A 12,087-nucleotide genomic window follows, 5' to 3' on the forward strand; every position below is an offset into this window, starting at 1 on the left:
GATATTTTTTACCAAAAAAAGAGCCAGTAGGCTCTTTTTACTTATTCTTCTGTCACAAATTGACTGAGGACACCGTTGACAAATCGTGAAGAGGTTTCATCCGAAAAGGCCTTGGCCAATTCCACCGCTTCATTGACTGCGACGATCTGTGGTGTATCAAACTCTGTCATTTCATAAATTCCTAGACGAAGGATGTTTTTCTCTACCAAGGTCAAGCGCTCAACAGTCCAGCCGGTTTTCAAATGTTGACCGATTTGTTGGTCTAGTTGATCTTTTGACTGATAGACACCCGTCACGAGATTCATGAGAAAGGCAGGAAGATCGACTTCTTTGTCTTCTGCCAGGTCCTTGTCATGTAGATAAGCAAAGCGACAAGCTTCAACAATGTCTCCATCGTATTCCAAGGCCATCAAGGCTTGGAAGGCGCGCTCACGCAAATCTCGACGTGATTCTAATAAAATTTCATCAGTCATTGAGGAAGTCCTCATTAAACAAGTCTTTCAAGTCTGGTTTTGGAGATTTTTCCGTTGCGATACCGACAACGTGAATGTTGACAGCATCCAAGGTTACATCTGCCATATCATAAACTGCAGACTTAACCGCTTTTTGAATGGCTACAGCGACAGATGGTACAGCCACTCCGTATTCTAAATAGAGATAGATGTCTACTGAAACTTGACCATCTTCTTCTGTATGAAGGTAGACGCCACGTCCAAGTGAGCGTTTGGACAAGCTATCTGAAACACTCTTGTTTTCAAGCGAATAGACACCCTCTACTTTTGCTGTCGCAATCGCAATAATTTTTTCTAATACACGTGGTGCAATAACGATGTCACCAAATTGTTCAGTTGCCATAGAAGTTCCTTTCTATTTGACACCCTGAGATGTCTCTTATGCACGAGAAACGTAAGTTCCTTCAGCTGTATTGATAATCAATTTTTGTCCTGCTTCGATGAAGTCTGGAACGTTTACCACAAGGCCAGTTTCCATTGTAGCTGGTTTACCAGAACCTGTCACAGTAGCACCTTTGATAGATGGTTGAGTTTCTACAACAGTCAATTCAACAGTTGTAGGAACTGTTACACCGATGACTTCGCTTCCGTAGAATTGAATTTTTACTTCTGAGTTTTCAAGGATGTAAAGCAATTCTTGTTCTACGTTCACAACTGGAATTTCATATTGGTCATATGTTTCTGTGTTCATGAAGTAAGCTGTATCATCCATTTTGTACAAGTATTGAGCTGGAACAGTTTCGATAATCGCTTGTTCAAATTTTTCTTCTGGACGGTAGCTTGTATCAAATGTTGAACCAGTACGGACATCACGCAATTTCATACGCATGATAGTATTTCCTTTACCTGGTTTGTGGTGGCTAGCTTCCAAAACGCGGATCAATTTTCCGTCAGCTGTTTCAAAAGTCATACCAGCTTTCAATTTACTTGCTTCGATCATGTTTTATTACCTCTTTTTTAAAAATAGATTACTCTTTATTGTAACACACTATTTGATTTTTCTCAAACAGCAATTACCTCTTTTGGAGAAGAAAGGATTGCTATGGATCGCCCTTGATCCATCCACATCCAAATTACCCCTTGCTTCTTTCGTGTTTTGTTCTGTTAGTTCCTATACCAAAATGGATAGGGCTCCAAATAAGATGTCTGGGAGAAGAATTCCTCTACAATTCATTTCATAGTCTTCTCTTCACATCTCTGTCTAAACAGAAGTTAAGAGAAACGTATATTTTATAGGACAATCAATTCTTTAGGAGCAAGGGTCAAGACTTCACAGCCTGTTTCTGTGATCAAGAGGTCATCTTCGATCCGCACACCAGAGAGGCCTTCGATATAAATCCCTGGCTCATCTGTCAAGACCATCCCTGCTTGAATCACTTCTTTAGACGTTTGGCTGAAGTATGGTTCTTCGTGGATATCTAGCCCAATTCCATGACCGATTCCATGAGTAAAGTATTGACCATAGCCGGCTGCCTCGATCACATCACGTGGGATTTTATCAAAATCACGGAAGCCAAGTCCATCTTTAGCAGCATCAATCAAGGCTTGATTAGCTTTCAAAACGGTTTCGTAAATTTCTCTTTCCTTGTCGCTGACATGTCCTGCATAGATAGTCCGTGTCATATCGCTGACATAGTGGCCATACAAGCAACCAAAATCAAGGGTCAAAGCATCTCCTGTTGAAATCACCCGATCACTTGGAGTCGCATGAGGCATAGCCGAGCGTTCACCAGCTGCTGAGATAATATCAAAAGATACACCAGAAGCCCCCAACTCCCGCATTCTAAAGTCGAGGAAAGTCGCTGCTTCCAACTCTGTCGTTTTTCCAACCTTGATATAGTCCAAAATATCATGGAAGGCTTGGTCAGAGATGCTACAAGCTTTTTTAATGGCCGCAATCTCAGTTTCATCCTTAATCAAGCGCAATTCCATGACAAAATTCGCTAGGGATTGAAGGCTGATGCCGCTGAAAACAGAAGCCATGCGGGCATGGTAGGCTACCGTCACTTCATCCTCAAAACCAAGTTCTTTGATTCCAAGGTCCTTAACGATCTCTGCAGCTGCAGTCAACTCATCGCGGGTTTCCACAATCTCTACAAAGGGGAAACAAGTCGCATGGGCATGGATGGTGTAGCGCGAATCTGTAAAGAGGACCACGCGTTCTTCTGTCACCAAAGCGGTCCCGTTTGAACCCCAGAAATTGGTCAAATAATAAACATTTTTCAAATTGTTAATCAATACCGCTTTGAGGTTTTGGGCTTTCATTTTGTTTCTTAAGTTGCTGATCCGTTGATTCATTGTAATTTTCCTTTCAAATATTGTCCTGTGTAGCTAGCAGGATTTGCTGCTACTTCTTCTGGTGTTCCGGTCGCAATAATGGTTCCGCCACCGACACCGCCTTCGGGTCCTAAATCGATGATATGATCTGCTGTCTTAATGACATCCAAATTGTGCTCAATCACAAGGACTGTATTGCCATCATCCACAAATCGCTCTAAGACTTTGATCAAGCGAGAAATATCTTCGGTATGGAGTCCAGTCGTTGGTTCATCCAAGATATAGAAGGATTTTCCTGTAGAGCGCTTGTGCAATTCAGAAGCCAACTTCATCCGCTGCGCTTCCCCACCTGAAAGGGTGGTCGCTGGTTGCCCCAGCGTTACATAGCCCAAGCCCACATCTTGGATGGTCTTGAGTTTGCGTTCAATTTTTGGAATGTGCTTGAAGAATTCAACTGCCTTATTGACCGTCATATCCAGCACTTCTGCAATATTTTTTTCCTTGTAGTGGACTTCGAGGGTCTCACTATTGTAACGACGTCCATGGCAGACCTCACAAGGAACAAAGACATCCGGCAAGAAGTGCATTTCAATCTTGATGATCCCATCTCCTGAGCAGGCTTCACAACGCCCGCCCTTAACATTGAAACTAAAGCGGCCTTTTTTATAGCCCCGAATTTTGGCTTCATTGGTCTGAGCAAAGAGATCGCGAATGTCATCGAAGACGCCTGTATAGGTCGCTGGATTGGAACGAGGAGTCCGACCAATCGGGCTTTGATCAATGTCGATCAAGCGATCGATATGCTCAATCCCCTGAATCGTCTTGTATTTCCCTGGTTTTTCCGAATTGCGGTTGAGCTTTTGAGCGATGGCTTTTTTCAAGATGCCATTGATCAAGGTCGATTTCCCAGAACCGGAAACTCCAGTGACTGCGATGAATTTGCCCAGAGGAAAGCGCGCTGTGATGTCTTGTAAGTTGTTCTCACTTGCCCCTGTAATTTCAATATAGCGGCCATTCCCCGAACGGCGTTCCGTTGGAACCGGAATCTTGCGTTTGCCGGACAAGTACTGTCCAGTGATGGATTTGCTGTTGCGCGCCACCTGCTTTGGAGTTCCTGCTGCAACGATCTCTCCCCCAAAGACACCGGCACCTGGGCCAACATCGATCAGGTAGTCTGCCTCTCTCATGGTATCTTCATCATGTTCGACGACGATCAAGGTGTTGCCTAAATCGCGCATCTTCTTGAGACTGGCAATCAAGCGGTCATTGTCCCTTTGATGGAGGCCGATAGACGGCTCATCCAAGATGTAAAGGACACCAGAGAGGTTGGAACCGATCTGGGTTGCCAAACGAATACGCTGGCTTTCTCCACCCGATAAGGTCCCAGCCGATCGTGACAAGGTCAAGTAATTGAGTCCCACATTGTTTAAGAAGGTCAAGCGATCCTTAATCTCTTTTAGGATCGGTCTTGCAATCGTAGCTTCATTGTCCGTTAAGACCAGCTGGTCCACGGCTTTTAAGTGGTCCGCAATTGATAGATCTGACACTTCCCCGATATGCATCCCCTTTTCTCCTCCGACACGAACAGAGAGAGCTTGGTCATTGAGACGGTAGCCGTGGCAGGTCGCACAGGTCAATTCGTTCATATAAGAGCGCATTTGGTTGCGGGTGAAATCACTATTGGTCTCACGGAAACGACGGTAAATATTGTTTACGACCCCTTCAAAAGGAATCTCGATATCCCGAACCCCACCAAACTCATTTTCATAGTGGAAGTGGAATTCCTTCCCGTTTGACCCATAGAGGACCAAGTCCTTTTCTTCTTGAGAAAGATCGGAAAAAGGTCGGTCCATATCAACGCCAAAATGGATCATGGCCTGCTCCAACATCTGTGGATAGTAGTTGGAAGAGATCGGATTCCAAGGAGCAAGGGCTCCTTCACGAAGGGTTAAGCAATCATCTGGCACCACCAGATCCAAGTCCACTTCTAGCTTAATCCCCAGCCCATCACAGTCTGGACAAGATCCGAAAGGCGCATTGAAAGAAAAGAGGCGGGGCTCTAATTCAGGAACGGTAAAGCCACAGACTGGACATGCATAATGCTCCGAAAAGAGCAGTTCCTTGCCATCCATGGTATCAATCACCACATAACCATCCGCAATCCGAAGGGCTGCTTCAATCGAATCAAAGAGCCGCGAGCGGATGCCCTCTTTGATCACGATTCGGTCCACAACTACTTCAATCGTGTGCTGCTTGCTTTTAGACAGTTCTGGAACCTCTGTCACATCATAGATCTCACCATCGACCCGCACCCGGACATAGCCGTCTTTTTGCACCTTTTCGATGATATTCTTATGTTGGCCTTTTTTCTTACGAACGATGGGCGCTAGAATTTGCAGGCGTTGGCGCTCTGGCAATTCCAAAACTTGGTCTACAATCTGCTCGACCGAAGAAGCCGTAATCGCTCCATGGCCGTTGATACAGTAAGGAGTCCCCACACGAGCATATAGAAGGCGTAAGTAATCGTTAATTTCTGTTGTCGTTCCAACCGTTGACCGCGGATTTTTGCTGGTTGTTTTTTGGTCAATGGAAATGGCTGGACTTAGGCCATCAATCGAGTCCACATCGGGTTTTTCCATATTTCCTAAAAACTGACGAGCATAAGCTGACAGGCTCTCTACATAACGTCTTTGTCCTTCTGCATAGAGAGTGTCAAAGGCTAAGCTCGATTTCCCAGAACCTGATAGACCAGTGACCACGACCAGCTTATCTCGAGGAATTTCAACATCAATATTTTTTAAATTATGAGCACGCGCTCCATGAATGACAATTTTATCGAGCATTTCTTCCACTTTTCATCAATTTATTTATCCTTCATTATATCAAATTTTTCAGTATTCTTTTATCCAAAAGCGTGCTTTTTCTGTTATAATGTTAAGGTGTAAAAAAACAAGGGGAGGCACCATGAAACAGGTCTTTTTATCGACAACGACTGAATTTAAAGAAATAGAGACACTGGAACCCGGTAGCTGGATCAACCTTGTCAATCCTTCCCAAAGTGAATCGATGGAAATCGCCTCTGCTTTTAACATCGATATTGCCGACTTACGAGCACCACTCGATGCGGAAGAAATGTCCCGTATGACCATCGAAGATGAGTATACCTTGATCATCGTAGACGTTCCCATCAAGGAAGAGCGGAACAATCAGACCTACTATGTCACCATCCCTTTGGGAATTATCCTAACAGAAGAGGCTATCATCACCACTTGCTTGGAAGAGTTACCTCTCCTAGACACCTTTATCAATCGTCGCTTGCGGAATTTCTATACCTTCATGCGATCCCGCTTCATCTTCCAGATCCTTTATCGCAATGCCGAGCTCTACTTAACCGCGCTTCGTACCTTGGATCGCAAGAGTGAACAGATTGAAAGTCAACTGCACAAGTCAACGCGTAATGAGGAGCTGATTGAACTGATGGAGCTAGAAAAGACCATCGTCTACTTCAAGGCCTCTCTGAAAACCAATGAGCGCGTGATCAAGAAATTGACCAGTGCCACTAGTAACATCAAGAAATACCTGGAAGACGAGGATCTGTTGGAAGATACCTTGATCGAGACTCAACAGGCCATTGAGATGGCAGATATTTATGGAAACATTCTCCACTCTATGACCGATACCTTCGCATCGATCATCTCCAACAACCAGAATAATATCATGAAGACCTTGGCCATGGTGACCATCGTCATGTCCATCCCAACTATGATCTTCTCGGCTTATGGCATGAACTTTAAAAACAATGATCTCCCCCTCAACGGAGAACCTAATGCTTTCTGGCTCATTATCTTTATTGCCTTTGCCATGACCGGATCGCTCGTTGTCTACCTCATCCATAAAAAATGGTTCTAACACCTACTAATAACACTAAGGAGTATTTATGTCTCAATTTGATTTGACCCAATTAAGTAAAAAGAATCAAGAATTCGTTCGCATCGCTAAACACCAATTGATTGAAAACGGCAAAACAGAAGAAGAGGCTACTAGCCTGATTGAAGAAATTCTTCCAGCTATCTTTGAAAACCAACCAAAAGGAGTAACGGCGCGAACTCTCTTTGGAGCGCCAACTGTTTGGGCCAATGCTTTTAGTGATCAGGAACGCTACGAAAAAGAGCATCCAAAAGAGAATGATGCTCCTCATCTTATGATCACAGATTCTTTCCTTCTCGTCTTTGGTCTCTTTGCTGCGATTTCAGCCTTCATGAACTTATTTGCACCTCAGGGAACCACTTATGGACTGCTAACCTTGACTCTTGGTAGCTTGGCTGGTGGGGTTGTGCTCTATTTGATGTATTACTACTTCTATCAGTACTACGATGTTTCAAAACGTGGCATGAAACGTCCGGCTCTAACCAAGTCACTCCCTATCTTAATGTTGGCAATGATTCTTTGGGTGGTGATTCTCATGGTCACTGCTTTGCTTCCACAATTCCTCAACCCGCGTGTACCAAACTGGTTCATGCTCATACTCGGTGGTGGGGCTCTTCTTCTCCGCTTCTACTTGAAGAAAAAATACAATATCAAGAGCGCCAATACAGCACCTCAACGACGCTAAAAATAAACGGATGAAATTTTCATCCGTTTTTGTTTTCCTACATTTCCTTGTTCAACCTTTTTGAAAAATAGAGGACTAAGTCATCATTGTTTTCACAAGAACTGTAAGGGGCCAAGGGCTGATCCCTAAACCAAACCCCAGATCCATCTGGGATATAGCCCCGTTTGACATACAGTCTTTGAGCTGGGCCATAACCTGAGTGTAAACCAACCCCTAAAGTAACAATCTCTGATAGTAGCCAGACTCTTTTTTCTGCCTCCTCTAAGAGTTGATACCCAATCCCTCGATTTCTAAATGGTTCAAAAACATTAAAATCAGATAGTTCAGGATAGACTCCCACGAAAGGGCCGTGCTTGGCAGCAGGCAATATAGTGATATAGCCTGCCACACATCCATCCAAGTCAGCTACTAATACGTCCCTTTCTCCATTCTCCTGATCCTGAAAATAGCTGGTCAAGATATCCTTTCTACCCGGCCACCCTTGGTGGATAAAGGCTTGAGAGATGTGCTCAATATCTGCCTTTATCATCCTCCTGATGATTACACCTTCCTTCATAGTTCCCTCCTTGATACATTTCTTCCCACATTATAACACGATTAGAGCTAGGGAAAGTTCAAAGAGGTCACCCGGACCTGAAAAAAGACCCGTAAGGGTCTTAATTCGCTTTCTTATTTTCAAGCTTATGAAAAAGAGGTCCACCGGACCTGAAAAAAAGACCCACCCGGGTCTTTTCTTTAATCTTCGTTTACGAAAGGCATCAAAGCCATTACGCGAGCGCGTTTGATAGCTGTTGTTACTTTACGTTGGTTCTTCGCTGAAGTTCCAGTTACACGACGAGGAAGGATTTTCCCACGTTCTGAAACGAAACGGCTAAGAAGCTCAGTATCTTTGTAATCAACATATTCAATTTTGTTTGCTGCGATGTAATCAACTTTTTTACGGCGTTTGAATCCGCCACGACGTTGTTGAGCCATGTTTATTTCTCCTTTATAGTTTTAATTCGTTAAACCCATTCTTAGAATGGTAGATCGTCATCCGAGATGTCCATTGGATTAGCTCCGAATGGATTGTCATCACGTCCAAAGTTTGGTGTTGCGTTTGATGGTTCAGATCCTCCAAAGCTTGGAGCTGCATTTCCTGCAAATCCTCCAGCTGAAGCATAACCACCACCTGCTTGTCCTTCACGATTCGCGCGGCTTTCCAACAATTGGAAGCTGTCCGCTACGACTTCAGTGACATAAACACGTTGACCTTGCTGATTCTCATAATTACGAGTCTGGATACGACCTGTAATCCCAACTAAGGCACCCTTTTTAGCCCAATTCGCTAAATTTTCAGCTTGTTGACGCCAAATCACACAGTTGATAAAGTCCGCATCTCGTTCACCATTTTGGTTTTTAAAATTACGGTTAACCGCGAGTGAGAATGTCGCAACAGCCTGATTTTGAGGGGTATAACGAAGCTCAGCATCTCGAGTCATACGACCTACAAGTACAACATTGTTAATCATTAGTCACCTTCTTTATTCGTTAGGGCTTACGCGTCAACTTTTACGATCATGTGACGAAGAATGTCACCGTTGATTTTTGAAAGACGGTCGAACTCGTTAAGAGCTGCATCGTCGTTCGCTTCAACGTTTACGATGTGGTAAAGTCCTTCACGGAAATCTTGGATTTCGTATGCAAGACGACGTTTTTCCCAATCTTTTGATTCAACAACAGTTGCACCGTTGTCAGTCAAGATAGAGTCAAAGCGTGCTACCAAAGCGTTTTTAGCTTCTTCTTCAATGTTTGGACGAATAATATAAAGAATTTCGTATTTAGCCATTGATATGTTCCTCCTTTTGGTCTAATGACCCCAAGTCTTTGCAAGGGGTAAGTGAGGTTTGCTCACAAGAAACTATTATACCAGACTTTGGGATAGAAGGCAAGTAAAAATACCTTCCCTTGATACTTTTCGAGAAGATTTATTTTTCTTCTATATATTTCTCTAGATTTTTGACAGTAAGGAAATCTCTTCCTTTCCTTAAAGAAAACTGATATCAGTTACCTTTAAGAAAGAGCCGTTATACTACCTTCATCACAAACAAGAAACGAGGAACGCTTATGAATTATTTAGTCATCCCCGCTTATCAACCCGATCAAAAACTTCTCAAGCTGGTTCAAAAATTAAGAGAAAAATGTGACTTCTCCATTATCGTTGTGGATGATGGTAGTTCTGAGGAGTGCCAAGCTATTTTTGAAAGATTAGACGGACTAGCTACCGTCCTTCACCACGAAGTGAACCTTGGAAAAGGAGGGGCTCTCAAAACAGCCTACACCTACATTCAAGAGCAAGGGCAATACGGGACAGTTATCACTGCCGATGCCGATGGCCAACATAAGGTATGGGATATCTTCCGCGTGGCCAATCAGTCGCAAGAAAATCCGAACCAATTGATTCTAGGGGCACGCGCCTTTTCAGGCAAAGTTCCTTTACGTTCTGCTTTTGGAAATAAGTTGACCCGCTTCTTGTTCAAGCAACAAACAGGGGTCCCTGTGACGGATACGCAGACTGGACTTCGGGCCTTTACAACTAATATGATCCCCTTTATGTTAGAAATTGAGGGGCAACGGTATGAGTACGAAATGAATGTGCTCCTCGCAGCGAGCAAGTCCTTCCCCATCTTAGAAGTTCCGATTGAAACAGTCTATATCAATGATAATGAAGGGTCCCACTTCCGACCTATTCGAGACGGCCTCATGATCTACAAGGACATGTTCAAGTTTGCCCTCTCTTCCCTGAGTAGCTTTATCGTTGACTACCTGGTCTACGCCTTCTTCCTTTTCGTGATGATGGCTGTGCCGATTAGTCTCCGGATCCTCCTTGCAAACGGGATCGCTCGTGTGACCAGCTCCATCTTTAACTACTCGACTAACAAACGGCTCGTCTTTAAGAACAAAGACAGCCTGGCCCGAACCGGAAGTGGATACTTGGGACTTGCGATTGGACTCTTTATTCTCGATACCCTCTTGATTCGACTCTTCTATACAAGCTTCGGTCTCCATTTGCTCCTCAGCAAAGTGATCGTCGGACTCTTGCTCTTCGTCGTCTCATGGTTGATTCAGAAAAAAATCATTTTCAAGGAAAGGACTGCACCTACTCATGAAATTCTTTAAAAAATCGTATACCTATGCTGCTTGTTTCTGCATCCTGCTAACAAGCTCCTTCAGCTATTCTATGCTCAAAACCTTTGTATTATCCGATGCTATCCAAACAGTCAAAGCTACGACCACTGATACCAAAGCTGCTGAACAAGCTGCCGCAACTGCTACTACAACAGATACCAGTTACTCCGATGACAATATCCAGGTGAGCCTGACAGAAAAAACAGTTGAAAACACTCAAGTTTACATTGCAGATATTACGGTTAGCTCTTCTGACTATCTAAAAACGGCTTTTGCTCAAAATACCTATGGGACAAACGTGACGGCTAAAACTTCTGTCACTGCAGCTGAAAACAATGCTATTCTAGCCGTCAATGGAGACTACTACGGAGCTAATAGCACAGGCTATGTCATCCGAAACGGAGTGGTTTATCGCGATACGGTTCGTGAAGACTCTAGCAATGGCGACTTAGCCATTTACAAGGACGGTTCCTTCAAAATTATCTACGAAGATGAAATCTCTGCGGATCAATTGGTCAAAGATGGCGTCGTCAATCTCCTTGCCTTTGGACCTTCCTTGGTTGAAAATGGAGAAATAACTGTCGATACCAATTCGGAAGTAGGTCAATCCATGGCGTCTAATCCACGTACTGCCATTGGGATCATCGATGAAAACCACTACATCATTGTTGTCTCGGACGGCCGGACTTCAGAGAGCGAAGGTCTTTCTCTCTACCAATTAGCCGAAGTGATGAAATCGTATGGCGTCAAAACAGCCTACAACCTTGATGGTGGTGGATCTTCTACTCTTTACTTCAATGGCCAGGTTATGAACAAACCAACAACAAATGGTACTATCTCAGAAAGGGCGGTGAGTGACATTGTCTACATCGGTTACTAATCCTATTAAACAACGGTTGAAAAAGACCATCCTCTGGTACACTCTAATCTCAGCATTTTTCTTTGTCGGAAGTCGCATCTACGAACACTTTAGTTTTGGGGAAACCTCTGCCTTCATGCACTATCTCTTCTTGATCCCTTTAATCGGTGGGCTCCTCTTAATAGGCCTACAGGTTTTTATCAAAGGCCTTTCTCGAATCACTCTTAATCTTTGGAACTCAGCGGTTGCTACGGCAACTGCAGGAGCCCTCTACCGAGGGATTGTCAACCTATCTGGTCGATCTACTACAATGGATCAACCCTATTATTACCTTGGAGTTGCCTTTCTAGCACTAGCTCTGATCAGCCTCTTCTTTGTCCGCAGTGTATGGGTGGAGAGAACAGCCTAAGACATCAAAAGAGAGTGGGACAGAAATCGGTAATTCGTTAGAATTCGATTTCGTCGTCCCACCTCCGCACAGTTGAGTAGGGCTGTAAAAGCTGATGAAATCAGCGTAGTAGAGCCCACTCAACCACTGCGTCTTGCTCGACAATCCAAAAATAATTGAGAGGCTAGGACTTTTGTCCCAGCCTCTTTTAAGGGTAAGTTAACGTATGAACGACTTAATCTTCACGTTTTTTGCTGGCTACAAATCCTGC

At 43.9% G+C, this 12,087-nt stretch carries 14 protein-coding genes; 5 read left to right on the plus strand and 9 right to left on the minus strand.

The genetic code is table 11. The features are described 5' to 3' along the window. Nucleotides 1–41 precede the first annotated feature (41 nt). The 5 genes from nusB to uvrA all read right to left on the minus strand — a co-directional run bounded on the left by nusB (nt 42) and on the right by uvrA (nt 5,632). Nucleotides 42–473 (minus strand): transcription antitermination factor NusB, encoded by a 432-nt coding sequence (gene nusB, locus HMPREF2904_RS10665; RefSeq protein ID WP_003008602.1) that lies wholly within the window; start codon nt 471–473, stop codon nt 42–44. Beyond that, nucleotides 466–855, minus strand: a complete 390-nt coding sequence (locus HMPREF2904_RS10670) for an Asp23/Gls24 family envelope stress response protein (protein WP_003005404.1) — start codon at nt 853–855, stop codon at nt 466–468. Before HMPREF2904_RS10670 ends, nusB begins: the two co-directional genes overlap by 8 nt. Before the next feature lie 36 nt (nt 856–891). Then, the gene (gene efp / locus HMPREF2904_RS10675; RefSeq protein ID WP_070662707.1) at nt 892–1,452 is read right to left on the minus strand and encodes an elongation factor P; all 561 of its coding nucleotides are present in this window, start codon (nt 1,450–1,452) and stop codon (nt 892–894) included. A 290-nt stretch (nt 1,453–1,742) separates the two neighbouring features. Next, nucleotides 1,743–2,810: a M24 family metallopeptidase gene (locus HMPREF2904_RS10680; protein ID WP_070586935.1), complete on the minus strand. Its 1,068-nt coding sequence runs from the start codon at nt 2,808–2,810 to the stop codon at nt 1,743–1,745. Beyond that, nucleotides 2,807–5,632 carry an excinuclease ABC subunit UvrA gene (gene uvrA, locus HMPREF2904_RS10685; protein ID WP_070662710.1) on the minus strand — a complete coding sequence of 942 codons (2,826 nt, stop codon included), beginning with the start codon at nt 5,630–5,632 and terminating at the stop codon, nt 2,807–2,809. The genes HMPREF2904_RS10680 and uvrA overlap by 4 nt, the downstream gene beginning before the upstream one ends. 121 nt (nt 5,633–5,753) lie before the next feature. Here uvrA and HMPREF2904_RS10690 point away from each other — a divergent pair, with 121 nt between their 5' ends. Together HMPREF2904_RS10690 and HMPREF2904_RS10695 are read left to right on the plus strand one after the other, a co-directional pair. After that, nucleotides 5,754–6,698: a magnesium transporter CorA family protein gene (locus HMPREF2904_RS10690; protein WP_006597173.1), complete on the plus strand. Its 945-nt coding sequence runs from the start codon at nt 5,754–5,756 to the stop codon at nt 6,696–6,698. 28 nt (nt 6,699–6,726) lie between these two features. Next, a complete protein-coding gene (locus HMPREF2904_RS10695; protein ID WP_070662712.1) occupies nt 6,727–7,401 on the plus strand; it encodes a DUF1129 family protein in 675 nt (224 codons plus the stop codon). A gap of 37 nt (nt 7,402–7,438) precedes the next feature. Here the strand turns inward: HMPREF2904_RS10695 and HMPREF2904_RS10700 are convergent, their stop codons facing one another. The 4 genes from HMPREF2904_RS10700 to rpsF form a co-directional block, all read right to left on the minus strand. Further along, nucleotides 7,439–7,957 (minus strand): GNAT family N-acetyltransferase, encoded by a 519-nt coding sequence (locus HMPREF2904_RS10700; RefSeq protein ID WP_070662714.1) that lies wholly within the window; start codon nt 7,955–7,957, stop codon nt 7,439–7,441. Nucleotides 7,958–8,136: 179 nt separating this feature from the next. After that, nucleotides 8,137–8,376: a 30S ribosomal protein S18 gene (rpsR, locus tag HMPREF2904_RS10705; protein WP_000068664.1), complete on the minus strand. Its 240-nt coding sequence runs from the start codon at nt 8,374–8,376 to the stop codon at nt 8,137–8,139. A 41-nt stretch (nt 8,377–8,417) separates the two neighbouring features. Next, entirely contained in the window at nt 8,418–8,912 is a 495-nt protein-coding gene (locus tag HMPREF2904_RS10710; RefSeq protein WP_006595680.1) for a single-stranded DNA-binding protein, read from the minus strand. Between the two features lie 26 nt (nt 8,913–8,938). Further along, a complete protein-coding gene (gene rpsF, locus HMPREF2904_RS10715; protein WP_006595679.1) occupies nt 8,939–9,229 on the minus strand; it encodes a 30S ribosomal protein S6 in 291 nt (96 codons plus the stop codon). A gap of 278 nt (nt 9,230–9,507) precedes the next feature. On the opposite strand from rpsF, the gene HMPREF2904_RS10720 reads away from it, so the two are divergent. Genes HMPREF2904_RS10720 through HMPREF2904_RS10730 form a run of 3 tightly spaced genes read left to right on the plus strand, consistent with a single transcriptional unit; the run spans nt 9,508 to nt 11,837 of the window. Continuing rightward, complete coding sequence (locus HMPREF2904_RS10720; RefSeq protein WP_070662716.1) at nt 9,508–10,560, plus strand: bifunctional glycosyltransferase family 2/GtrA family protein; 1,053 nt, start codon at nt 9,508–9,510, stop codon at nt 10,558–10,560. Continuing rightward, nucleotides 10,547–11,449 (plus strand): phosphodiester glycosidase family protein, encoded by a 903-nt coding sequence (locus tag HMPREF2904_RS10725; RefSeq protein WP_070662718.1) that lies wholly within the window; start codon nt 10,547–10,549, stop codon nt 11,447–11,449. Before HMPREF2904_RS10720 ends, HMPREF2904_RS10725 begins: the two co-directional genes overlap by 14 nt. Then, nucleotides 11,424–11,837, plus strand: coding sequence for a hypothetical protein (locus tag HMPREF2904_RS10730; protein WP_141751220.1), 414 nt, complete (start codon nt 11,424–11,426; stop codon nt 11,835–11,837). Before HMPREF2904_RS10725 ends, HMPREF2904_RS10730 begins: the two co-directional genes overlap by 26 nt. Nucleotides 11,838–12,087 lie beyond the last annotated feature (250 nt).

Source organism: Streptococcus sp. HMSC072G04, assembly GCF_001813295.1.
Classification (GTDB): Bacteria; Bacillota; Bacilli; order Lactobacillales; family Streptococcaceae; genus Streptococcus.

What these genes read in the sequence shown, in the direction of transcription:
- HMPREF2904_RS10725 (WP_070662718.1), top strand. Translation starts at nt 10,547, where the DNA reads ATGAAATTCTTTAAAAAATCGTATACCTATGCTGCTTGTTTCTGCATC.
- HMPREF2904_RS10710 (WP_006595680.1), bottom strand. Translation starts at nt 8,912, where the DNA reads ATGATTAACAATGTTGTACTTGTAGGTCGTATGACTCGAGATGCTGAG.
- nusB (WP_003008602.1), bottom strand. Translation starts at nt 473, where the DNA reads ATGACTGATGAAATTTTATTAGAATCACGTCGAGATTTGCGTGAGCGC.
- HMPREF2904_RS10700 (WP_070662714.1), bottom strand. Translation starts at nt 7,957, where the DNA reads ATGAAGGAAGGTGTAATCATCAGGAGGATGATAAAGGCAGATATTGAG.
- HMPREF2904_RS10690 (WP_006597173.1), top strand. Translation starts at nt 5,754, where the DNA reads ATGAAACAGGTCTTTTTATCGACAACGACTGAATTTAAAGAAATAGAG.
- HMPREF2904_RS10680 (WP_070586935.1), bottom strand. Translation starts at nt 2,810, where the DNA reads ATGAATCAACGGATCAGCAACTTAAGAAACAAAATGAAAGCCCAAAAC.
- rpsR (WP_000068664.1), bottom strand. Translation starts at nt 8,376, where the DNA reads ATGGCTCAACAACGTCGTGGCGGATTCAAACGCCGTAAAAAAGTTGAT.
- HMPREF2904_RS10695 (WP_070662712.1), top strand. Translation starts at nt 6,727, where the DNA reads ATGTCTCAATTTGATTTGACCCAATTAAGTAAAAAGAATCAAGAATTC.
- rpsF (WP_006595679.1), bottom strand. Translation starts at nt 9,229, where the DNA reads ATGGCTAAATACGAAATTCTTTATATTATTCGTCCAAACATTGAAGAA.
- HMPREF2904_RS10720 (WP_070662716.1), top strand. Translation starts at nt 9,508, where the DNA reads ATGAATTATTTAGTCATCCCCGCTTATCAACCCGATCAAAAACTTCTC.
- efp (WP_070662707.1), bottom strand. Translation starts at nt 1,452, where the DNA reads ATGATCGAAGCAAGTAAATTGAAAGCTGGTATGACTTTTGAAACAGCT.
- uvrA (WP_070662710.1), bottom strand. Translation starts at nt 5,632, where the DNA reads ATGCTCGATAAAATTGTCATTCATGGAGCGCGTGCTCATAATTTAAAA.
- HMPREF2904_RS10670 (WP_003005404.1), bottom strand. Translation starts at nt 855, where the DNA reads ATGGCAACTGAACAATTTGGTGACATCGTTATTGCACCACGTGTATTA.